19 protein-coding genes and 1 tRNA gene are annotated in these 24008 nt (G+C 45.2%); 6 read left to right on the top strand and 14 right to left on the bottom strand.

The genetic code is table 11. The features are described from left to right. Positions 1-165 precede the first annotated feature (165 nt). Entirely contained in the window at positions 166-2235 is a 2070-nt protein-coding gene (gene ftsH / locus V144x_RS05425; protein ID WP_232102721.1) for an ATP-dependent zinc metalloprotease FtsH, read from the top strand. Continuing rightward, the gene (locus tag V144x_RS05420) at positions 2232-2822 is read left to right on the top strand and encodes an LOG family protein (protein WP_144982512.1); all 591 of its coding nucleotides are present in this window, start codon (positions 2232-2234) and stop codon (positions 2820-2822) included. The genes ftsH and V144x_RS05420 overlap by 4 nt, the downstream gene beginning before the upstream one ends. A 16-nt stretch (positions 2823-2838) precedes the next feature. Here the strand turns inward: V144x_RS05420 and acpS are convergent, their stop codons facing one another. After that, positions 2839-3249, bottom strand: coding sequence for a holo-ACP synthase (acpS, locus tag V144x_RS05415; RefSeq protein WP_232102720.1), 411 nt, complete (start codon positions 3247-3249; stop codon positions 2839-2841). Between the two features lie 158 nt (positions 3250-3407). On the opposite strand from acpS, the gene V144x_RS05410 reads away from it, so the two are divergent. Further along, positions 3408-5393, top strand: coding sequence for a redoxin domain-containing protein (locus V144x_RS05410; RefSeq protein WP_232102719.1), 1986 nt, complete (start codon positions 3408-3410; stop codon positions 5391-5393). Positions 5394-5423: 30 nt separating this feature from the next. On the opposite strand, the gene V144x_RS05405 is transcribed toward V144x_RS05410, so the two are convergent. The 4 genes from V144x_RS05405 to V144x_RS05390 all read right to left on the bottom strand — a co-directional run bounded on the left by V144x_RS05405 (position 5424) and on the right by V144x_RS05390 (position 9806). Beyond that, a complete protein-coding gene (locus tag V144x_RS05405) occupies positions 5424-6878 on the bottom strand; it encodes a sulfatase (RefSeq protein WP_144982509.1) in 1455 nt (484 codons plus the stop codon). A 112-nt stretch (positions 6879-6990) separates the two neighbouring features. Beyond that, on the bottom strand, positions 6991-7626 hold the full coding sequence (locus V144x_RS05400) for a hypothetical protein (RefSeq protein WP_144982506.1): 636 nt from the start codon (positions 7624-7626) through the stop codon (positions 6991-6993). 97 nt (positions 7627-7723) lie between these two features. After that, positions 7724-9124 (bottom strand): Si-specific NAD(P)(+) transhydrogenase, encoded by a 1401-nt coding sequence (gene sthA, locus V144x_RS05395; protein ID WP_144982503.1) that lies wholly within the window; start codon positions 9122-9124, stop codon positions 7724-7726. 112 nt (positions 9125-9236) lie between these two features. Next, positions 9237-9806, bottom strand: a complete 570-nt coding sequence (locus tag V144x_RS05390; RefSeq protein ID WP_197998770.1) for a Uma2 family endonuclease — start codon at positions 9804-9806, stop codon at positions 9237-9239. Between the two features lie 162 nt (positions 9807-9968). Here V144x_RS05390 and V144x_RS05385 point away from each other — a divergent pair, with 162 nt between their 5' ends. Further along, positions 9969-10460: a GNAT family N-acetyltransferase gene (locus tag V144x_RS05385; RefSeq protein WP_144982496.1), complete on the top strand. Its 492-nt coding sequence runs from the start codon at positions 9969-9971 to the stop codon at positions 10458-10460. 43 nt (positions 10461-10503) lie between these two features. On the opposite strand, the gene V144x_RS05380 is transcribed toward V144x_RS05385, so the two are convergent. After that, positions 10504-11004: a carboxypeptidase-like regulatory domain-containing protein gene (locus tag V144x_RS05380; protein WP_144982493.1), complete on the bottom strand. Its 501-nt coding sequence runs from the start codon at positions 11002-11004 to the stop codon at positions 10504-10506. 180 nt (positions 11005-11184) lie between these two features. Further along, complete coding sequence (locus V144x_RS05375) at positions 11185-12198, bottom strand: DUF1559 domain-containing protein (protein ID WP_144982490.1); 1014 nt, start codon at positions 12196-12198, stop codon at positions 11185-11187. 657 nt (positions 12199-12855) lie between these two features. Here V144x_RS05375 and rfbD point away from each other — a divergent pair. Both rfbD and V144x_RS05365 read left to right on the top strand, forming a co-directional pair. After that, positions 12856-13710 carry a dTDP-4-dehydrorhamnose reductase gene (gene rfbD / locus V144x_RS05370; RefSeq protein WP_144982487.1) on the top strand — a complete coding sequence of 285 codons (855 nt, stop codon included), beginning with the start codon at positions 12856-12858 and terminating at the stop codon, positions 13708-13710. Between the two features lie 318 nt (positions 13711-14028). Beyond that, a tRNA-Ser gene (locus tag V144x_RS05365) sits at positions 14029-14117 on the top strand. 79 nt (positions 14118-14196) lie between these two features. Here V144x_RS05365 and V144x_RS05360 read toward each other — a convergent pair. From V144x_RS05360 to V144x_RS05330, 7 genes are all read right to left on the bottom strand, one after another. Next, entirely contained in the window at positions 14197-15750 is a 1554-nt protein-coding gene (locus V144x_RS05360) for a sulfatase family protein (protein WP_144982484.1), read from the bottom strand. Between the two features lie 68 nt (positions 15751-15818). Further along, positions 15819-18956 carry an outer membrane protein assembly factor BamB family protein gene (locus V144x_RS05355; RefSeq protein ID WP_144982481.1) on the bottom strand — a complete coding sequence of 1046 codons (3138 nt, stop codon included), beginning with the start codon at positions 18954-18956 and terminating at the stop codon, positions 15819-15821. 28 nt (positions 18957-18984) lie between these two features. Next, positions 18985-19392, bottom strand: coding sequence for a GtrA family protein (locus V144x_RS28980; protein WP_144982478.1), 408 nt, complete (start codon positions 19390-19392; stop codon positions 18985-18987). 24 nt (positions 19393-19416) lie between these two features. Continuing rightward, positions 19417-20190 carry a class I SAM-dependent methyltransferase gene (locus tag V144x_RS05345; RefSeq protein WP_144982475.1) on the bottom strand — a complete coding sequence of 258 codons (774 nt, stop codon included), beginning with the start codon at positions 20188-20190 and terminating at the stop codon, positions 19417-19419. Positions 20191-20249: 59 nt separating this feature from the next. Beyond that, on the bottom strand, positions 20250-21125 hold the full coding sequence (locus V144x_RS05340) for a glycosyltransferase family 2 protein (RefSeq protein ID WP_144982472.1): 876 nt from the start codon (positions 21123-21125) through the stop codon (positions 20250-20252). A gap of 134 nt (positions 21126-21259) precedes the next feature. Next, positions 21260-22933, bottom strand: coding sequence for a hypothetical protein (locus tag V144x_RS05335; RefSeq protein WP_144982469.1), 1674 nt, complete (start codon positions 22931-22933; stop codon positions 21260-21262). Between the two features lie 86 nt (positions 22934-23019). Beyond that, complete coding sequence (locus V144x_RS05330; protein WP_144982466.1) at positions 23020-23808, bottom strand: class I SAM-dependent methyltransferase; 789 nt, start codon at positions 23806-23808, stop codon at positions 23020-23022. Positions 23809-24008: the final 200 nt, after the last annotated feature.

The following is a 24008-nucleotide window of genomic DNA, read 5'->3' as shown; positions in this document are numbered from 1 at the left end:
CGAAACGACATACATTAACTATAAAGCTAAGATGCATTCCATGTGAAGAATCGTGCTGCTTCAGATACGATTTCTTTCCAGGGATTTCGTTACCTAACTTTTTGTTACGTGCGTATTTAAGATAAATCACTAGACGAACGCACTACTCAGAAAAGAATTTTTTCTATGCCAAACATGGATTCCGACAATCAGAACAGAAAAGAACGTCCTTCCTCATCTGACCAGCCTCCTAAAGGTGATGGTCGCCGACCTGAACCCAAAGGGGCCAAAAATAATGTGCTCTGGTATCTGGTTGTAGGTGGATTGATTCTGGTGATTACCCTTTCGGTGGTTTCGAATAACACGAAAGGAGATAAAATCAAATTTGGAGACTTCGTCAAAGGGCTTGACGATGGCAAATATAACAAGACCAACGTTCATGAATTGAAATTCGGCAGTGACTATATCGTATTTCAGGATCAGCCTAAACCAGAGTCTCCTGATAAAGGTTCATTACCGGAAACCACAAAGAAGTTTTACATTCCTGTCTGGGGGATTCCTTCCGAAGTCCGTGCCCAACTGCAATCGAAACTCGAAGCCAAGAATATCATTGTCGATTCTGAAAGCCGTCCATCAGAATGGGAATCGCTGATCGCGGTTTTATTCTTTCCCATCGTACTTTTAATTTTTGTGATCTATCTGTTTCGACGTATGGGTGGCGCTGGTTCTCCGATGTCCTTCGGCCGCAGCCGTGGCCGCATGTATGCACAGGAAGACATCGAAGTCACCTTTAATGATGTCGCTGGCATCGAGGAAGCTGTCGAAGAACTGCGTGAAGTCGTAGAGTTTTTAAAAACACCTGCCAAGTATCAGGCACTCGGTGGGCGGATTCCCAAAGGAGTTTTATTAGTCGGGCCCCCCGGTACTGGTAAGACCATGCTTGCCAAAGCGGTTGCCGGCGAAGCGGGTGTTCCCTTTTTTGGCTTGTCAGGTTCTGACTTTGTGGAAATGTTTGTGGGTGTGGGCGCTGCCCGCGTGCGAGACATGTTCCAGCAAGCCGCTCAGAAATCACCGGCCATTATTTTCATTGACGAGTTAGACGCGCTCGGCAAAACACGTGGCAGTGGAATGCCGGGAGGCCATGATGAACGAGAACAAACACTCAATGCGCTATTAGTTGAAATGGACGGGTTTGGTTCCGATCAGAGTGTTATCGTCATGGGCGCCACCAACCGTCCGGAAACATTAGATCCCGCCTTAATGCGTCCGGGTCGATTTGATCGACATGTACTCGTCGATCGGCCCGATGTGCGAGGTCGCGAAGCCATTCTTAAAGTTCACAGTGTCAAAGTGAAAATGGATGAAACGGTTAACCTGCAACACATTGCCAAAATCACACCTGGCTTCGTGGGCGCAGACCTCGCTAATCTCATCAACGAAGCAGCGTTGCTGGCTGCCCGAAACAACAAAGACGCCGTCTCGATGCTCGAATGTGAAGAAGGAGTCGAACGAGTCGTGGCCGGTCTGGAGAAATCAACCAGATTGATTCACGAAGATGAGAAAAACCGTGTTGCCTATCACGAATGTGGACATGCTCTGGTTGCCTGTTCGTTACCAAACGTTGATCCGGTTCACAAAATTTCCATTGTCCCCCGTGGTTTGGGTGCACTGGGTTATACATTACAGCGCCCTGAAGAGGAGAAGCAGCTTGTCACGCAAAGTGAACTGGAAAGCCGTATTTGCGTGCTTTTGGGTGGTATTGCCGCGGAAGAAATTATTTATGAAGAAACCTCCACAGGAGCCCAGAACGATTTACAACGCGCCACAGATATGGCCCGTCGTATGGTGACGGAGTTTGGAATGAGCCCCAAATTGGGCCGCGTGCATTATAGCGAAACCCGTCGATCCCCGTTCCTCGGAGATTCACAGTCATCAGCGGAAAGCGTACACAGTGAAAATACTTTACGTGAGATCGACCTGGAAATCAGACGCATTATAGATCAATGCTCCAAAACCGCTTATGAAATTCTGGACGAACGCCGTGAGTTATTAGAACATCTCACCAGAGAGTTACTGGAATGTGAAGTGATGGATATGGAGCAGCTTCAGTCAATTCTGCAAGAACACCAACGTGGACCTCAGATTAAACCAGGTACCTTTGTGGAAAACGCGCCTGAGGGAAAAACGGGCGATGATCAGGAGAACGAAGAACCTCAGGCCGAGAATGACCAGTCAGCCGATGGAACCGGAGCATGAGCACGCTGAAAAGCATCTGTGTCTTTTGTGGTTCAAAATCGGGGAATGACCAGCTGTATCAGCAGGCAGCGATCGAACTGGGTCGCAGCATGGCACAGCGAAACATCACGCTGGTCTACGGAGGGGGGAGTATTGGTTTAATGGGCGTGATTGCCGATGCCGTTCTGGAATCCGGTGGCAAGGTGATTGGCGTGATTCCCCGACAACTGGCAACTAAAGAACTACTTCATCCAGGCGTGGAAGAAATGTTGGTTGTCGAAGACATGCACACCCGCAAAGCGAAGATGTCAGAGTGCTCAGACGCCTTCATTGCCATGCCTGGTGGCTTTGGTACATTGGAAGAACTGTTCGAAGTGGTTTCCTGGGTGCAATTGGGAATTTATTCTAAACCGATGGGCATACTCAATATTGCTGGCTTCTATGACCCTTTATTAACTATGGTCGAACATTGTATCGAAACGGAATTTATAAAACCCAAATACCGGGAATTGATCATTGCCAATGAAACTGCCGAAACGTTGATCGATCATCTGGAACGACATCAACTTCCCGTGATTGAAAAATTCCTCGACCCCGAACAAATCTAATCTCAACAGGTGAGATTTAATTCATCTTGCCCAGAGCGATGGCGGTAGCGGTCGCAAATTCACGACTATGTGAGATCGTAATTAGAATTTCATCGACCCCCATTTCCTCGGCTTGACGTTCTACGCCCCCTGAAATGACGATCGTTGGTTTGCCACTTTTCAGATTAATGACTTCGATTTCTTTCCAGCCAATCCCCTTAATGAAGCCGGTTCCCAGCGTCTTCATCACAGCTTCTTTCGCAGCCCAGCGTCCCGCATAATGTTGCTCTTTATTTTTCTTGGAGCCACAGTATTCGTTTTCGACCTCAGTGAACACCCGATTGAGAAATGTATCGCCATGACGCTCAATCATTTGACCGATACGTGAAATCTCAATAATATCTGTCCCCAATCCCACGATCACTGGTGCACACTTACCTCTGAACACATAAGCTTTCGCCCATGTGTAGTTCTTTTTAAATTTTATATGAAACTTGAAACATAGGTACTACTACTAGGGTACTTTCCTCTAGTGTGGAGAAACCGTTTCGACATAAAATGAGAGAATGTCATTAAATATGAGTTGAAAGAGGAGTTCAAGGTCGAATGCAACGCTTCTGTTATCTAATTCTGGGTTTCATGTCAGCCATTCTGTTCACAGGAACCGTATTGGCCGAATCAACTGATTCTCTTCTCGGGAAAAAAGTAGAGAACTTTAGTCTCAAGGATTTTCGAGGTAAAACCGTTCAACTGAGTGACACGAAAGACCAGAAACTCGTCGTGATCGCCTTTATGGGAACAGAATGCCCACTAGCGAAACTTTACGGTGGTCGGTTACAAAAACTCTCCGCTGCTTATTCTAAACAAGGCGTCACGTTCATCGCCATCATGTCCAACCAGCAGGATTCGCTCACGGAAATTGCCGCCTATGCGCGGAAACATAAAATTACATACTCTGTACTGAAAGACGCTGGTAACCGTGTCGCGGATCAAATCGGTGCAAAACGGACACCCGAAATATTTGTCCTCGACCAAGACCGCAAAATCCGATATCACGGTCGAGTTGATGACCAGTATGGTGTTGGTTACATCAGAGATGAACCGAAACGCGAAGATCTGAAGCAGGCGCTGACTGAGTTACTCGCAGGGAAACCCGTCAGTGTGGCATCAACGGAACCTGTTGGCTGTTTTATTGGGCGCGTTCGAGAACCGGATGCCAACAGCAAAGTCACTTATTCGAATCAAATTGCCCGTATCTTTCAGAAACATTGCGTGGAGTGCCATCGCGCAGGTGAAATTGCCCCTTTTGAGCTCACTGATTATCAGGAAGTCGCTGGCTGGTCGGAAACCATTGCAGAGGTCGTTCGTGATCAGAGAATGCCTCCCTGGCATGCAAGTCCGAAACATGGCACATTCGCGAATGATCGCAGTTTGAGTAAAGCAGAAAAAGAACTCATCTATCAATGGGTCGAACATGGTTCTCCCGAAGGGAATCCGAAAAACTTACCTGCACCACAGACATTTGTCACGGGCTGGAAGCTTCCTAAAAAACCAGATGCTGTATTTTATATGAATGATAAGCCGTTTACCGTTCCTGCACAGGCAGGTAAGCGGGGTGTGAAATATAAATACTTCACCGTTGATCCTGGGTTTACGGAAGATAAATGGTTGTCAGGTGCAGAAGCGTTGCCCGGCAATCGCGCTGTCGTACACCATATTCTCGTATTCGCCCGCGCCCCAAAAGGTAAACGCGTACGTGTCTTTGGCGAAGGTGACCAGTTCCTCGTTGGCTATGTTCCCGGTTCCCGAGAAGTCATGCTACCCAAAGGTATGGCTAAAAAAGTACCCGCGGGATCCAAACTGGTTTTTCAGATGCATTACACACCCATTGGTACCGAACAATTAGATCGCAGTAAAGTTGGTCTGGTCTTTACTGACAAATCCAAGGTCACACATCAAGTCGTGACGGCACAAGTGATTAATGAACAATTTGTGCGTCGCAAATTTTCGATTCCCGCCAATGATGATCATTTTAAAATTGAAGGAACCTCTCCTGCCAATGATCGTAATGCGCTGCTCCTGGGTTTTATGCCGCACATGCACCTGCGGGGAAAGTCGTTTCGTTATGAGCTCCGAAAAACTCCTGATCAGCCCGGCGAAGTATTGATTGACATTCCTGCCTTCGACTTCAACTGGCAAACAGCTTATAAAATTGAGAAACCAATTCCACTTGAAGTTGGTGATTACATCCACTGTGTAGCACACTTTAACAATTCAGACAGTAATCTCTCGAATCCGAACCCGAATGAAGCAGTTTCCTGGGGCGATCAAACCTGGAACGAAATGATGATCGGGTATTTCAACGTGGCGATTCCTATCGAAAATGCAACAGTCGAAAGTGAATTCAAGTCCGTCGCCTTTAAACTTGTTCGCCGCCGCGATAAAAATTCCAATGGCAAATTGGAACAGTCTGAAGTTCCACTGCGCGAACTTCCTCTCTTCTTTAAAGCAGATCAAGACAAAGACGCCATCGTGACAGTCGATGAACTCGCCACGATGATTGAAAAGTCACAAGCCAAGAAAAAAGAATAGTCACTGTCCTCGATTTCAATGTACTCAGCATTACTGGTTTTTAGATTTGTTCTTTTTATTTTTCACTTTCCTTTTCTGGTTCTTCTTCTGTTTACCTCTGCGAGATTGATCGTGTGGTGCATCGGCTGCGTTTTTGCGGGGGAATCCTTGGGCAAGCTGTTGTTTGACTTCTGCATATGCGGGGTCGTCAGCGAGATTCTTCCATTCCATCGGATCTTTGCTGTGGTCATAGAGTTCTTCACTTCCATCTTTGTAGCGGATCAAACGATATCGATTACTACGCACGGAGTGATTAAGTCGTCCATGTGTCGTTAACGCCGGACGATCCCACGTCTTGGCAGGATCTTTCAATAAAGGCACCAAACTGATGCCATCCAGATGTTCTCCTACAGGAAGCGAACATAATTCACAAAGTGTCGGATAAATGTTCATGAAATCAATGGCCTGTCCGCAACGCGATCCTGCCTTAGTGACTCCCGGTACGAACATCATCAAGGGCGCACGGGTGGCTTCTTCCCAGAGTGAAAACTTACGCCAATGATGCTTTTCCCCTAAATGCCAGCCATGATCTCCCCATAGAATCACAATCGTATTTTTCGCATGAGGGCTGGCATCCAATGCATCCAGAACACGCCCCACCTGCACATCAGCAAAGGCCATACTCGCTAAATATGCCTGCACAGCATGACGCCAGTTTTCAGTTTTCAAAATCCTGGCATGATCACCACCCGGTTTAGCCATTCGCACACCCGCATCAGGGATATCTTTCAGATCGTTTTCCAGCACCTTGGGAAGTTGAATTTGATCTAGAGGATACATATCGTAATATTTGCGAGGTACCTGCCAGGGCATATGCGGCCGATAGATGCCACACGCCAGAAAGAATGGTTTCTCATGTTTTTTGCCAAGATAGTCGATGGCGTAATTAGCCATTTTGAAATCGCTCATTTCCTGATCTTTGACATCGAGCACCCCCCAGATGATTGACCCCGCACGACTATGCGGATCGTTCAAAACGGCTGCCGTTGGTTTGGGATCACCGGTCTGTTTTAAATAGTCATCCCACGAGTCTGGATCGGTATATCGACCATGAAATATTTTCCCTGATCCAATGGCATGATAACCATGTTTACGAAAATGCTGGGGCAGAGTCACTGCTTTCTGCATGACTGGTCGCCAGGGTTGCGAGTTCAAATAGACACCCGAATTAGAGGGACGAATTCCCGTCATGAGAGCAACCCGTGAAGGATTGCACGCAGGTGCGGCACAATGCGCATTCGTAAACAAGGTCCCTCGGGCAGCCAGACGATCAATATTGGGAGTTTTGCAATCGGGGTGACCTCCCAGACAACTAATCCAGTCATTCAAATCATCGACGGCGATGAACAGAACATTCAGCCGTTCTGTTTCTGCTTGGCAATCATCTGTATCCAAACCGATTGCCACGAATAGAAAAAACAATATACCAATGATCGAACGGCTCATTAATTAGCTCTCCTGAGTTTTTAATTAAGTGCACATCTTCAGAAATTGTCGATTATATGTCGTTTGAGAGGTTCTTCAAAAGAAATTAAATGCAAACAGTATGATTTTTGACTTACTTGATTGATGCATCTGCTTGAACACGATTTAAAAACTGAGCCCCTCGCATTGACATACGTTCTTCAGGTATCTTACATAAAATAGTCTGCCCGTTATCAAGCATGATTAATTCTTCGAGTTGCGCTTGAGGGATTACTGTAGTTGAGAGCCAATGATCTTGTTTCATCGGTAAATAAGCAAACATCCATGTCGACTCATCGTGGTCTCCTTGATTACTTTCCGCATTCAATTTCACAGCCCGAAAACTTGTGAGGCGAACAGAAGAAGAACTTCCAGTCAACAATCGCAACAATCCGGGTTTCTCACGGTCTCGAAGAAAATTAGGAGTAGTACGATCATTACCACTCCCCTGAACCCCATCCAATAGTTCTTTACCCAATGCTTCAGCAAGCAAAACTCGCCAGCTCACTCCCTGCTTCTGGGCATCGTTAAAAACTGAACTTCCTTTTAGATCTTTGTAATTCATGGCTGAGATAGAAAGATAGCTTAGTTGCCCCATCACCATTGAATCGTATGCGGCTTGTTGGGCTTTTTGTACCCGGGTGATCAGAAACATAAGCCCTGCAAACAGCAGAAAGAATAATGCAAAGGCCCAGAAAAGACGCTTACGAAAGATTTCTCGGAAATGCATTCCAATCCCTCTCCTAAAGCCTTTTACTAGCCTCGATCCAAATACGGGATCACGGCAGCTCAAACATGTGCATTTTCACCGATCTAATAAAATTTTATTAGAACAATCGATTATAACCATTCAATGCAGCCACGCGATATGCTTCTGCCATTGTGGGATAATTAAATGTCGTATTGATGAAATATAACAGTGTATTCGCTTCACCCGGTTGCGACATAATCGCCTGACCGATGTGAATAATTTCGGAAGCATTCGGTCCAAAACAATGAATTCCCAGAATCTCCAGCGTATCGCGATGAAATAATAGCTTCAACATTCCTGTCGGACAGTTCACAATCTGAGCTCGTGCCAGATGCTTGAACATGGAATGTCCTACTTCGTAAGGAATTTTTGACTCTGTCAATTCTCGCTCGGTCTTTCCCAGTGAACTGATTTCGGGGCTGGTATAAATACCTGTCGGAATATCGCGAATGAGAGCGCGTTCGCATTCACCATTATCCAGATGGCTGGCAGCGTAGCGTCCCTGCACATACGCGGCACTGGCAAGTGAGGGATAACCGATGATATCTCCTACAGCATAGATGTGTGGCAAATTCGTTTGAAAATCATCATTCACTTCAATCTGTCCACGGGAGTTTGGTTCGATGTCTAACGTGTCTAATCCCAGATCTTCCGAGTTTCCAGTCCGACCTGCGGCAAACAGCAAAATATCCGTCTTCAGTTTCTTACCCGATTGAAGTGCCGTAATCACACCATCGTTGGTTCCTGCAATCGATTCATAATATTCACGATGTCGCAGTAAGACGCCGCTTTCGCGCATGTGATAACTTAGCGCATCACTGATTTCATCATCTAAAAAATCCAGGAGGGAATCGCGAGTATTAACCAAATTGACTTTCATACCCATCGTTCGCAGCATTGAAGCATACTCACAACCAATCACCCCGGCTCCGTAGACTGTGATGGAGCGTGGTGTGAAATCGAGATTGAGAATCGTATCGCTACAAAAGACACGAGGATGACTGAAATCAATATCATCGGGCCGATAAGGTCGAGAACCAGTGGCGATGACAGCATAATCAAACGTGATCTCTTCAGTCAGACCATTGGGTGTATCGATGCGAATGCGATGTGGGTCTACAAACCGGGCAGCCCCTTCAACCAGTTCCACACCATTCCGCTCATAAAACGTACGTCGCATGGCAACCTGCTTTTGAATCACCGAGGCTGCAGACTTTCGAAGTTCCGGAAACTCTAAGTCAATCGTCATGCCGGGACGACTCATCTGACGCATGTAGTTATTGACTTCCGACATCCGCAGAATGGCATACCGGAGTGCCTTACTGGGAATCGTTGCGGTATGTGTGCAATTCCCACCAATTTCATAAAATTTCTCAATGGCGATCACAGATTTGTTCTGTTTGATGGCTTGCATCGCCGCCCCTTCGCCGCCGGGGCCTGTTCCGATCACTGCGACATTAAAATGTAAATCAGACATCCCTGAAGTTTCCTTGATTTCTTTTCATCAAACACAACTGAAACGAGCAACCATTTCTCAGCAACCATGTGATGAATTTAAAATTACGATTAAAAATTACGAAAACAATAAATTACCACCATACTGGTTCTGCAAACAAGTCCTGTACCTTCATAGCAAATCCAGGCAATACTGTGCCTCCAGTCATTTTTCCATTAATATCAATCACCTGGCTCTCACTTCCAGCCACATATTCGAGAACTTCCTGCTTGGGGGGATCGATCACCCAAATCAGGTCAACACCCCATTGAACATAGTCATTGACATGGTCACTCATTAACTGACGCCGCTGATTAGTTGATGCAATTTCCACAATCGCCGTGGGTTTTCGCTCTGAAATGGCTTTGTCAGTCTCTTCAAATCGATTCCCACTGTTAAAAATAGCAGCCGGTGGAAAACGCACCGTATCGGGTCCGCGATTGACCAGCAGTCCTAACTCAAAACAAGCGTACCCTTGATCGACTTGATGCAAATAGAGAGAGAGCACTTTCGACAAATTAAGAACAATAGTCCCATGTTCAATATCGGGAGGGTCCAGCGTTACAATTTTTCCCTGGTCGAGCTCGGTCCAGCGACCTGCATCAGGTAATTCGAGCCGGGCTTCTAAAAATTGTTCGGCGGTGTAAATTGGTGATTCAGCCATCCACCCTCCCATCAACATACACTTATATTAATTCAAAACCGCTCTAAAGCAGGTTTTGTTAACACTACTTTATTTTTCCATGCAAACATCATAGCATACAGCCGGTTCGCTCGTCAGTCTCATCCGATGTTTCCCTCCAGCAATCACAATTGATTTACTGCCATGAAAATTCGCCCCTACCATCCAGATGATCTCGCGGTATTGAAAGAAATCACCGTGGAAGCGTTTCAAGGTGTTTCCATAGATCATGGTATTGAAAATGAATTTGGAATCATTAACGACCATGACTGGAAATGGCGAAAAGCACGGCATGTGGAAGCAGACGCCTGCCGCGAGCCGGAAGGCATCTTTGTTGCAGAATTGGAAGGGAAAATCGTCGGATATATCTCGACGTGGCATGACCCCGAAGAGAGCATTGGCTATATTCCTAATATGGCCTTTGTCCCCGAATGCCGCGGGCAGGGCATGGGACGCAAGCTGCTTGAATTCGCGCTCGATCATTTTCGCAAGTTAAATCTTTCGCTTGCGAAAATCGAAACACTGGAACAAAACGCAATTGGCAACCACCTTTATACATCACTTGGTTTCAAAGAAATCGTCAAGCAGGTTCACTTCGTGGCCCCGCTTTCAACATCTTCCACCGATGAAAATTAGTCTTTTACCAATTGAACTCGCTGATTGAGATTCTGCGATATACTTAACGTTTCGCCATTGATTTTACTCTGAAATCTAAAGCTTCATTCCCAGTCGGGCTGATATCCGCCGTAAATGATGTTGTATTTGCATTAGTGAACTTCACAGGAATCGTTTCTTTGGCACCAACATTCATGGGCCCCTCTTCCGAATTCCGAGAATCCCATACCGAACCATCTTCCAGTAAAAAGCGACTGAATGTAACACGATATTTACCTGGTTTGACACCTGGAAAATCTTCAGGCTTTATATTGGGGCCTCCTGGTGGTGACATCATTTGATACTTTCCTGTCTCGTCGGTAACCCCAATCGCAAACCGCGCAGCCCCAGCCTCTTCGGGTGTGAAAGTAATTTGAGTCCCTTCCACCGGTTGATCATCAATGTTGATGATCCCCTTTACTGGGACAAGACCTTCCTTGAACTTTGCGATATCCTGTCCACCGCTACAACCGGTGAAAGTAATGAAACTCAAAATTACGATCCAGATAAGTTGATTAATATACATTTGATAAATCTCTTTTTGATGGTGCACTTGAATAAGTAGAGGTGAAACGGTGATTCGGAATTTCATGAAATGTTAAAATCACAAAGCTAACCTTCGCCGGATCAATCTGAAATTGATCCGGCGGAAAGTAAAGCACTCAGTGTTGTTGCCTTCTATTCGCACTTCCTGAAGGACTTAGGTTTAAAACTCGCCTACAACCTGCCCATCCGAAATGCGGGCTAGATTTAGGACCAGCGTCCGGTCCAGATTCTCACTCAGGAAACGAACAGCGCCATCTCCCAGCAGAAAATGTGCTCCCCCTTCGTGGTAGCTTCCCGCGTAACTCCAACTGGCGAGTTTTGGTGATCTATCGACTCCAGAATAAATATGGTTGTTAATTCCGAAATGGGGATCAATACCAGCCTGTAACCACCCCCTGTAACCCCAAGGTGCAGCACTTCCATTGTAAACATCGTATTTTGTTTCACCCATCGCCAGGGTATTACTCGACCCATCGATGATATCAGCAAGAGAACAATAGCTGTTGTCACCAAACATTCTACGATTCGTGAACGCAGTCAAAGCTGAAGTTCGCCAATCATTGCAATTTGCATGTCTGTAGTTCGCATACACAATGAAATCGTAGTTGGTCTTTCGACCGACTACGCCACTGGCAGCTCTGTACGTCGGAGTGTCTGCTGTAAGCTCCTCGGTCTTAGGTTGCGAAGGACAATGCAAAACGTCGATTTTTGTTTGATGAAGTGCGCCGTTTCCATTAGTGGCCGGGTTACCTAAGACAGTTTGTGAACAACTACCCGAAGGCCCCGTTTGTGCCGAGTAGCCTGGTGTTGAAGCAACTGCTTCTCCCATCGCAGAGTTAAAGTTGTATTGGTTGTAGAGGGCAGTTTGATCAATAAAGGGAAGTAGCATCAGCAAACCGTTTGTATTCATCACCAGACAGTTACCATGTCCAGGCGCAGTATAGGCGGTGCCACAAACTCCTTTGTTATAAACGGAAGCTGGAAAAACACGATGTGTATCATGGTAATTATGTAAGGCTAATCCCATTTGCTTCAAATTATTTTTACAAGTGCTGCGTCTGGCTGCTTCACGCGCCTGCTGAACAGCCGGAAGCAGTAAAGCGATCAGAATTGCGATGATTGCAATCACCACTAACAGTTCAATGAGCGTAAATCCACGACGGTTACTTTTCATGGTCTTCTCCTGTGGTAGAAAGTTATGAAACAGAATTTAAAAATTCCAACCCATCAGCCGGAAGTAATACATCACCACGAGAATCTAAAGCTTAGAAAGCCGTATGAAATACCACGGGGGCATATTCGAACGCTCAATTAATTAAGGTTAGATATTAATTTAATTAACAAACTTATGATATTTACTGAACATTAACGTGTCAAAAACAAAATGATTATTATGTTAATATTATCAAAATATTTCAGCCCATGATTCGACTAGAAATGTCTCAGTTCGCTTCATAAATTGCTGTGTTCAAAAACATATTTTTATATAGACAAGTACGCGCAAACACTGATGAAATAAGAGGGTTTGTTTTTTGATCATACCTACTAAAGGTACACATTTACCCTTAAAACACTCGGTATCTATTACTTGAATCACAGGTAAGTGTCACAGATAAATTGTTTAAAACTCTGAATGAGAAGAGACATAGATTGAATGCGTATATCCCGCCCCCAAAACCAATTGGATTCGCTGTTGATTCTGAAAAGACCAACCGCTAAAACCAATTCTGTAAGAGACAACGTCCCCCTGATCACTTTCAGCGATTACCTTTGTGCGAGAGCAGAACAAGATCTTGGTTCAATTTATTACTTTCATTCGGGTTCATAGCAAATGCGCATCACTGTCATCGGCTCTCAAGGACAACTGGGATGCGATCTGATGTCAACTCTGAGCTCAGATAGACATCAACTCACAGGTCTGACACATCAACAGTTAACAATCGAAGATGCTGACAGTGTGGAATCCGCCCTTACAGAGAGTCAGCCGGAACTGATAATCAATACGGCCGCCTATAATAAAGTCGATCAGGCAGAATCAACTCCGGAAGTGGCATTTGCCACAAATGCACTGGGTCCACGTAATCTGGCATTGTATTGTCAGAAACACAAGATCCGGTTAGTGCATATCAGCACTGATTATGTCTTTGGGCTCGATTCAACACGCAAGTCAGCATATCGTGAAACGGATCTGCCCGGTCCCATAAGCGTCTATGGACAAAGTAAATTAGCGGGTGAATATTTTGTACGTGCAATTTGCTCTCAACATTTTGTGATCCGTACGTGCGGGCTCTACGGAACAGCAGGTAGATCTGGAAATGGCAATTTCGTCGAAACCATGTTACGCCTGGGTCAGGAACGAGATGAACTCACTATCGTTAACGACCAGTACTGTACCCCCACGTCCACGCAAGATTTATCAAAGGCAATCAAAGATCTAATTCAGACTGATCGCTTTGGCTTATACCATGTCACTAACGAGGGTCAAACCACCTGGTTCGAATTCGCGCAAACCATCTTCGATTTCGCTGGAATGGCTGTGAAAACGACCCCCATCACAACGGAACAATATCAGACGCCAGCCAAACGTCCCCGATTTAGTGTGCTGGATTGTTCTGAGTTCAAAGAGGTCAGTGGTTTTTCACTTCCTCAATGGAAAGAGGCTTTGAAAACCTATTTGGAATCATAAAATTCATCTCGCCATAAGCATTTTTCTTAAAACAACTTATAACAATAAATCTATTATCCAAACGTGATTAGACAGTAGACAAAGTCACCCGAATTTTTCAGTGATCTCAATGTTTCACCTGTTTAGTCTCAGACATTCAGAATTCAAAATGAGGAAACCATTGCAGCTGAGATTTTGGTTTGATACACTCCCTTTCCGGTAAGGAACCAATTTACCGAAGTCTGTGCATAATCAGAGCTTCAAACGTTGACATTCCCTACTAAAATCAGCATAAAGAGTTCTTGATGACCCACTCAATCTGTGGATCACTTAAGACTTGGAGAGATGGCAGAGAGGCCGAATGCGCCGGTTTGCTAAACCGGTGAGCCGTGTAAACGGTTCCACGGGTTCGAATCCCGTTCTCTCCGTATTCCATAAAGCTCGTCGTAGCCTGAAAAGTCAACTTCAGGTTCGACGGGCTTTTTTATGGTCAACATGTATCCATCATTATTCTTTCGCGTTCTTTTCTCGCAAAAGTTGAGGTGGGAAGATAGCTGGTTTTGAACCGCTTTTGAGCCGCAGGTTCGCTCCCATCCTGCGTTTGTGGCTGAACGGAACTCGGTTGGCATCGGCTTTGATCAGAATCTGATGCAGGTCTGCTCGCATCTTCTTGATGAGTTGCTGATGCTCTTTTTCAAAAATCAAATTGTGTTTTTCATGCGGATCATTTTTCATATCGTAAAGTTCGTCGATATCCCAGATGCCATGATATTGAATGAACTTATACCTGTCTGTACGTAGCGAAAACGTCGTCGGCGTGTGCGGAAAATTGTATTCCCAATAGTATTCGTACAAGATGTTCTTCCGCCACTTGGAAGGTTGCATACTACCGGCGGCAAGTTGTAGAAAGCTTTGACCATCCATCTGGGACGCTGTTTTCCTTCCGGCGGCTTCGAGAACTGTGGGACCGATGTCGATATTGGCAACAACCTGTTCGATTGTCGTGCCGGGTTTCCAGAGTTTCGGACAGACCCCTAACAGCGGTACACGGACAGAGGCATTGTAGGCCGTTCGTTTGTCGATCAGACCATGCTCTCCCCATTGAAATCCATTATCGCCCATGTACAGGACCAGCGTATTATCTGCGAGGTCATTTTCTTCGAGCCACTTTCGTACTCGGGCAATGGAATCATCAACACTCAGTAGTGCTTCGCAATAAAGTCGATAATGTTCCGCGATGTCAGTATCCTGATGATAGGCAAAATCAACTCCATGCCAGCTATTGCGCTGATTCTTGAGCCAAAGAGGTTTGTTCTTATAGTTCTCCGGAGTGTTCGCCATCGTCTTTGGTACGGGCAATGGTTTATCTTTGTAGCGACCGGCGTGCCGCTCTGCGGGATGAAACATTCCATGGACGCCTTTATGCGACAAATACATGAAGAATGGTTTATCGCTCTGTTTAACACTTTTGTTTAGCCAATTGATCGCATAGTCGGTCAGTTCGTCAGTGATATAGCCTTTTTGTGGGACTGATTTTCCATCGATATTCAATGACCATTTCTTTAGATGTTTTGGTGGATAGTAATGACCTTGTCCACGAAACGAGACCCATTTATCAAAGCCAGGTCGCGGTGCATCGGAATGTCCACCCATATGCCACTTACCAAAGTAAGCGGTCTGGTAACCTGCCTCCTGAAGGTATTGCGGGAAGAAAATCGTTCCGGGTTTAGTCAGTACATTGTTATCGACAACACCATGATTGTGCATATACTGACCGGTTAAAATTGACGCACGGCTAGGCGAACAAAGCGATGTCGTAACCATTGCATTTTTGAAATAAACACCATCTTTAGCCATTGCATCCATAGCCAGCGTTTCCGCCCACGGATGCCCTAGAAAACTCATCACGTCGTAGCGATGGTCATCGGATAGAATGAAAACAACATTCAGCGGCTTCGCTCCCTCGATCTTTTCCAGCTTCAAATCCGCAGCAGAAGTCGGAAATGAAATCATCAAAGTGATGAATAACGTAATAAAATATGCCAGAAAAACGCGTCGCATACTGCCTCCAGTGATCATTTTTGAATTCGAATTATGAAAATGTAATGTTAGAAACGAATCTAAAAAAATTATAAACCGATACAAATCAAACGGCCATCCTGTGTGGCGTAATACAATTTCTGGTTGGCAATCGCGATTCCATCCCACATCACAGGGGGAAGTTTTGCTGATTTGATCAACTTGCCATCAACGACAGAGCGTATTTGCAGATCGCCTTGTGAACCTGCGAGATAAATTTTGTCACCTGCATAGACAAGGGCGTCAATCGTCTGTTTTTGCTCGGGATCGAATACATTCGTTTTCCACTTTGCCTTCTCCGCCAAGCGAGTACTTCGCCAGGGCATTGCGCCCTTTCTCGATGCTGCACCCGCGGCCCAACCGGTAATCCACTTCTCATCGAATTTCTCTCCTCCTTCGAGATCAAAGTCCCGGCGATAAATGGTATTTCGTCCCTGAAGTGAACCGATCAGAACATTTTCGCGAAAACTGACGAGCGAACGCTTGGCAGTATATGATTTAATTCGTCTTTGATGACGTGGAGGATAGGACCAGGAACCCCGGGGAACCATCGCCGCTTTGTCACCATTTTTCAGTTTAGAGAACGCGCTCCAGGGTTCGATCGACATTTTTCCGGATTTGCTGTCGAAAACCCAGCGTGACATTGCCACACCATCACCCTCACGATTCAACAGGTCATAATTATCAAACTCTAGCCCTGAGTTTCTGTAAAAACCTTTTTGCGGAACGGTATTCAATCGTTCTACCCAGCGAAGATATCCAAAAGCCGGATCAACGGCGAATATTAAAATTCCGCCATCGGCCAATGATTGTCTGCCCGCTGCAAAGTAAGCAGTGTCATTCACAATGAGAACCGAACCGGCAACAGGCCATGGTGATTCCAGTTGACCGTAGGCAACGATTTGCTCATCAACGGGAGCAGCCTGCATTTTCCAGACAAGTTTTCCCGTTTTCGCATTCAAACAGAAGACCCAACCACTCTTAGAACCAAACAGGCAGAGTCCATTATAAATGGTGGGTGCCGTATCCACCCGACCATTTGCTGTAAACCGCCAGCGAACTTCACCCGTATTAGCGTCCATGGCGATCACAGTATGCGTGTCGGAATGGGCTACATACGCCAATCCTTCTGCAATCACAGGACTGGAAATGGGGCCTTTGATAAACGGATTCTCGTTCCAATCGTCAACAATCGGACCAGTCAAATCAGTGGCTTTACCAAGATCGGTCGTCCAGAGCGTCTTCAATTCCGTGGGCCCGGCTGCGGCGGTGCTGGCGGAACGCCAATGGTCATTGCGATAAGCGGGCCAGTCATCATTTTTCTTTGATACAAAAGTGGGTGGATCCTCTCCACTTTGGAGCTTAAATTCCATTTTTTTGACGTCCAGCTTGCCAATATCGCCTGCCTTGCGCTCGGGAGCGAGAGCGGTATATCCACGTAGCATCGGCCAGCAGGTGCAATGTTTGGGAGTGAGATAGATCAGCCCGTTTGCAGGAATCCAGCCGCTGTCTGCGCTACAATTCGCTTTCGTAATACGGTTGGCATCGACTTCACCGGTACGCAAGTCAGTCAGGTCAAGTTCACCCGAGAAGAGATAATTTGTCGTTGCCACAGGTGGAAAACAGTGTGCCAGGCCTGCGTCATGCGTGCTCAGGGTTTTGCCGGAAAGTACATCGATGGAAGAAACTTGAATTGGTAATCGCTTTTTGTCTTTATCTTTTCCGCCATGTAGTACCCAGAGTTTCTCGTTAATAAACATGGCTCGTGCCTGCCGACGATGATTCATACCAGGCAGGTAAACATGGTCCAGGATCGACTTGCCATCAACGGCGGAGAGAATGTGAATGGCGTTATCGGGACCATTATCGTTGAATGTAGAGACTTCATAAGCAATTTTGCCACCATGATAAACGGCGCGAGTCACCTGAGACAGCCAGGGATAACTGGAATTCTGCCAGCGGACTTTTCCAGAATCATTATCAATGACTACGGCTGTCACTTTCTCACCACGTTTGACATTTCCCTGTAGAAAAGCGACCACGTTTTTTCCCATAACGGCATAACGCGGTGCCGACGATTGGTACTCCCATAACTTTTTTGCGGTCTCAGCATCGAACGCTTCCACAGAGGAATCACAAACGGCTACCAGAATTCCCGCATTATAGAGCAGATGACGGGCTTCTGTCATGGTTGCAAATTCGTGTACGGTTTCTCCTGTGTCGGAGTCTAGAGAAAGCAGCTTTTTATTACTGACAGCAAATAGATAGTCATCACTGGCAACAGGGTTCGGCACAGACCGTGATAAGTTTTTCATCACAAGTTTTCCCTCTTCGGAGGGCTTAAGCAAATCGCGATCCCACAACCGCAGGCCATTGAAACTGTCACGTGTCAGCACACCCGCATAATAGTTCTTACCACCGGCTGTCACCATACCACGCACTTCTGCCTGTGCCCCCACAACCCAGCGCACACGCCGTGGTGGACCAACCTGAGTATCTTTTGAAACGGCATTCCCATCAGAGGCATGGCGTGGATGCGACCAGATATCCATATCAGCCGGAAATGGTTTTTGCCCCACCATCCATGTCTTTCCCAATTTGATTTTGCGAAGATGGTCTAAACCGGTCTGTTTAAGAAAATCTTTAGGAACCGACTCTGCAACTAACATTTTACCTTGAGGAGTTAATACCCTGGCGAACTCGGCGGGTTTGATGTTCTCTGTTGTCTGTTCGATCAGAATCAAATTAACCACGTTTTCGGCAAAAGGAAGTTTTCCGTTGGGATTGAGTTGATCGATAGAAACCATCCCGTAAAGCCCTTGATCGTGTAGCGCCTTGCGTGTCGCCTCAATCGTTTTCGTATCTTTTTCCAGAATACGTACCAGATAACGTCCCGTTTTTGCCAACGCACTGACGTCGGAAACATCTTTTGAGCCAATTTGCAGAACGAGACCACCTTGAGTACCAACCTGTGCAGCGATATTTGTTTCCGCAGCAGTAACACTGTGTGGATAACTGGAAATCAATAAAGTAAAACAAACAACAACGGACATAATCTGAGAAGAGATTCGCAACATGAGAAGTTCCAATAACAAGGCAGGGTGAAAGAGGCCGTTTGTGACTGTTCGTTGATAAACCTCGATCTTATCGGGACGATGTAGTGAATGCAAAGCTAATCCAACCCTCATCAATGCCAGTACAGAAATGAAAGACTGGTCATTTGCGATTGTGAAAAACAAACCTGCGATAGACGAAGAATTTCATCACAAACGATGTGGCAAGCACAAGCAGGACTCTTGTATGGTAGGTACCAAATCCCAGAGTACTCAGAAATAGTAAACTAACATATTCAAGAAATCGAAACGAGCCATTAGTGATTGCATATTGAATAAATTGAATTCCTAAAGGCACTTGGGTAGATAAAAAAACGTACCAACGGCATCCTGAAAAATTAAGGATGAAGGCCACCGATAAGGCAACTGCAAAAGCAATCGATTCTGAAAGACCGATCTGATACAACCCAAACGCCACACAAATATTGGTGATCAGACTCACAAGAACAAGAATAGCATACCGGACACGTTTGGTATGAAGCCGATTTCTTAATTGTGCAGGGTCGTTCATTAAAAAACAGAGATCAGAGAGAAGTTATGTGAGAGGTTTGCGTGCAACCAATATTAACGATTGACCTAAGGGAGGTCCTATCAATCCGTCCAATTTTTTAAGAGCAGGAAGCATACGCTTAATTCTAGTCAATTGTCGAGGTGACATGGTACCTGAAAAACTAGCTTGTTTTTTCAGGATGCGGCATTTGATAAAATAAGGCACGACGCCAAATATATTCATGTAATGAATTCTTTCAACCTGCCATCCCGCTTGAGTTGCTTTTTGTTTTAACTCTGATTTGACATACCGACGATAATGGCCTGACGCAACATCGATACTTCCAAAAAGCCAGCGCCCGGCAGGAACTTTGATCAATAAATATCCGCCCGGCTGTATCATTTTAAAAAACTGACTTAAGAGAGCTTGATCGTCTTCAACGTGTTCCAAGACATCAAAACACACAATCGTATCGATTTTCTTATCCGCGATTTCCTTCAGATCCTCATCAAGATCAAGCTGTGCACATTCAACATTTTCAGATTCCGCAAAACGATGTTGCAGCACCATCATATTTTTGGAACTCAAATCGACAGCCAGCACGTATTCTGCATATGAGCTTAACAGTTCCGTTGCGTTGCCAATTCCACAACCGGCATCTAAGACTCGCTTTCCCAGCCAGGGAGCAACAAGTTCGATAGACCATTGATAGTAAGGTGCCAGTGATTGCATACGTGAAAGTGCTTCAAGATGTTCTGCCTCAAGTGGCAGTTTCTCGATTTTCTGGTTTTCACTATTCGTATTCGCGTCGGTCGGCATTTTAGCCCAATTTTCTGTATTGTTTATTCATTCATGCGTCCCATACTTATGACATAGAGCTAACTCTGACTTCGCTTATCGATCATATCCGCCAGCAGGGCGAAAAAAATGGTGTTCATTCCAAACATCAGCAAAATGATGGACTTGTCCGTAATGTCTTTGTAAATAAAAATGTCGTATGCAATCGAAATCATAAAGGCGACAATTTGAATCGCTGCAAACGGACCAAAGATCTTAAGAGGAGCAAAATAGACCCCCAGACGAATGATTAACTGCAAAAACCGAAGTGTATCTCGAATTGGTTGAATTTTTGATTTACCGATTCTTTGGGAATATCCAATTGGTTCATAATGAATCGTGTAATTATTCGTGAGATGAGCCATCGTAATCGTTGTCGTAAAACTAAAACCATCAGGTAAGACGCTTAAATATTTTTTGGCCAAACTGCGCTTGAAAACGCGAAGACCAGAATTTAAATCAGGAATGTTTTGACCAGCAATCCACGACGCATAGCGCCTCAAGAAAAATTTGGGAATTTTTCTCAGCGTTGAATATTCGACATCAGCAGCAGTTCTAGAGCCAACCACCATGTCAAAATCTTTCATGTTGGCTAACAAGTCACCGATCCGTTCATTGGGATAAGTTCCATCAGCGTCCGTGATCACAATATATTCATGACTCGCATGACGGACTCCCATCTTTAGAGAAGCACCATAACCCTGATTTTTCTCATGTTTTAGAACTTTCAAATCAGAAATGGATTTCTCAAGTGATTCCAATGCTTCGCTTGTTCCGTCTGTCGAACCATCATCAACGATAATTAATTCATGTGGTCCGATGTCAGATAATATTTTTTGAAGGTCAACAATTGCCTCGGGAAGTGCTTTCACTTCGTTATAGCAGGGGACGATTACAGTGAATGGTTGATCGGACATTTTTTGTCTGGATATTTCTATATTTTAAACGAGAGAAACCATCTTCGGCTGGTAGATTCCACAATATAATTCAATAGATCAAAAGCCATGTTTTTATTATAAGAACTAAGTATAAGCTACTTTTTGATTAAAGGTTACTCTTGTTTCCTTCCATATGGTATTAGTTTGCTCTCCGGCTTGTCTGCTTCAATAATCCAAACAGATCGGTCTTTAAAAAAGTCGATCAATTTTTGATTTTTTACAGGTTCTAACATACGCGCCCAGATGACCTTCGAATTGTCAATGTCGGCCCGATTATAGACCCATTCCTTATGGATGTTATGGTCTTGATCGTATTGAACGAGCACAAGATGATCTCCTTCCGTACTAGAAAGTCTGTTCAAAATGCGCTGTCTGTCGCCTGCCCACCGATGAACTGTGAACAATGGATGTTGCCGATAATTGAAAACGATCAAAAGAGTTTTAAAGCCTACGAATATAAGAATGGTGGCTACTAACAACCTGCCAACAGGACGCCAGTTCCTCCTCCATTGATAGACGTACCTTAAGCATTGAATTTGTAATAAAATGAGTAATGAGCCTATGGGAGCCACATAATGCGGATGCCCCTGCGTACCCTGAATCACAACTGAAGTGATCACTAAAATAGATACCATCAACAAAAACAAATTTTTACTATTTCGAAAGAGCGCACAAACTCCACAACAACAAACTAGTAGAACCGCGCTGGAACCTGCGTACGCCAAGCTCATCTTCAGAAGTTTATCCGTCCATTTCTGTTGAGCAGGTTTAAACTGAAGTTCAATCTTTGAATGCTGCTGGTCACTCTCAGTAACATGAACGGAAATCATTCGCGGTGGTTTCTTGTCAGAATCTATGTTTTCAGACAATAAAAGCCCGCTCATTGACGTCGGATAGTATTGGTCCAACCATACTTTGTAAGGAAGTGTCAGAGCATCGCCGGTAACACGATAATTAAAATACCCCATCCAGAGAAAAGCAGGAATTAGTACAAGTACTACGGGAAGAATCATTCTGGAAACAAGGATAGACCAACTCGGTTTTTCCTGGCCAAACAACCAGCAAAGGAGCACAACGGCAATGGGTAATGCCGCTAAAAACCCTTCATAAGGTCGACTATTCGCCAAAATTACTAATCCGATCGCCAATACGATTGATGTTGAAGTTTGTAACCTGTTCTTTATGCGTGGGTATGCGCCGAACAAGAGCGCACCACCAAGTAGCGCAACTTGGCCTCCCCAAAATGTTTGTCCCCATTCAATCAAAAAAGTTGAGTTGAATGAAACTAGAAATCCACCATATACGGCCCATCTTCTGGGTACCCAACCACAAAGCATCCAAAAGATTGCTCCGGAAGCCGCCGCCATTGCCAGCCAGGCTCCCACAATAGGATAGCCAAACAAGAATTGCCCTATCGCAAGGACCATTCCTTGGCCTGGAGGATACTTGGACTGATAGGAAGGCTGCTGAAGGATGTGAAAACTTTCAAAGTGTTCCCACATCGGATGTGTCGGATTGGTCAACCTGCCTGAAGCAAATGTATCAGCCGAGAGTAGATAAGCAAATTCATCATGGACGACTGGATAAGGAAATAAGACACAAAGTCCAAATGCGATTTCGAAAACCAAAGTCAATAAGACAAAAAAGAAAACTCCTCCCGCCACACTATGCGATAATTTGCGTAAGAGAGATTGAAAAAAGCGCACAAAACCGAGACTCAATTGCGGACAGAAAATCGCAATCGCAATGGAACAACCTAAGACGATCAGGGAGAGTTGAATATGCATATAAGAGCTAAATCTAAAACGACTCGATTCTGAAACAACGTGATCTTACAAAAATTAACATTCAGCGTCTGTCCTCTAAAGTCATATTAACCTTCGCCCTCTTTTCGTTGGCCGGCGACGATCAGATTCCAAGTCAACTTCTGAAGTACAGTAGCAGGCAGTCGTTCCATCATTTTGTCTGTGAGGCAGGCAAGCGTAGAAAAAGGAACAAAGAGCCATTGGGGTTTTAAAGGAACTTCAGCAAAAGGAGTTGAAAATAAACCTTGAGGTACAATCTGCACTGATTGCAGCCCCACACGTTCACAGGCACTCCGCAATGATGTCGCCGTCAATTCCTTCTGTTCCGCCGAATACTGAGTGTCGATTTTCTTACGAATCCGCCTTGCGACGGAAATCAGTGGATTGCCAGGATGCGGCTCATTGGCTACGAACCAGCCTCCCGGCTTAAGTAAATGAACGACGTTTTCGAGCATCGAATCAAGATCATCGAGGTGATGTAACAGCCCAATGGCAAAAATCACATCAAACGATCGCTGTGGTTGAAAGTCTTTGATGTTCGCCGCAACAAATTCGACCTGTGGTCCTGAATTGTGCACGCGCGCATAATGAATCAAGTTTTCAGAATAGTCTACTCCACAAAAACTACCAAAGCGTCCCTTCAGATACTTTGCCGCAAAGCCAGCACCACATCCGACTTCTAACACTGTTGCATCGGAGGACGCAAGTGCTGCCTGCAATGTCTGGAAAAGCCGATGCTTCCGTGCAAGTCGTGCTGCGGGCGCTAAATCCTTACGATAGTATTTCGCAGCAATTCGATCAAATAATTCACGGTCGCGAACTGCATGGTCTGTGGCAACCGGTCCGTGTTCGTCCATGTCAGTGCTCTCGGTTCATTGACGATCATTATGATGCAGTCAAAGAGTAATACCAGGGAAGTACTGGGATAGCCTCTCTGTTATGTTTTCACCATTAACCGAACTGCACCAAAGAGTATGTTAAAACAATCATGAATTTGGGAGCATGATAATCGATCAGGATATCCGGTGATAGCCCGATCGTAGAGAGATCATTTTCG

Source organism: Gimesia aquarii (genome assembly GCF_007748195.1).
Classification (GTDB): domain Bacteria; phylum Planctomycetota; class Planctomycetia; order Planctomycetales; family Planctomycetaceae; genus Gimesia; species Gimesia aquarii.
The sequence above is the reverse complement of the archived record's forward strand: the minus strand, read 5'-3'. Positions and strand labels throughout refer to the sequence as shown.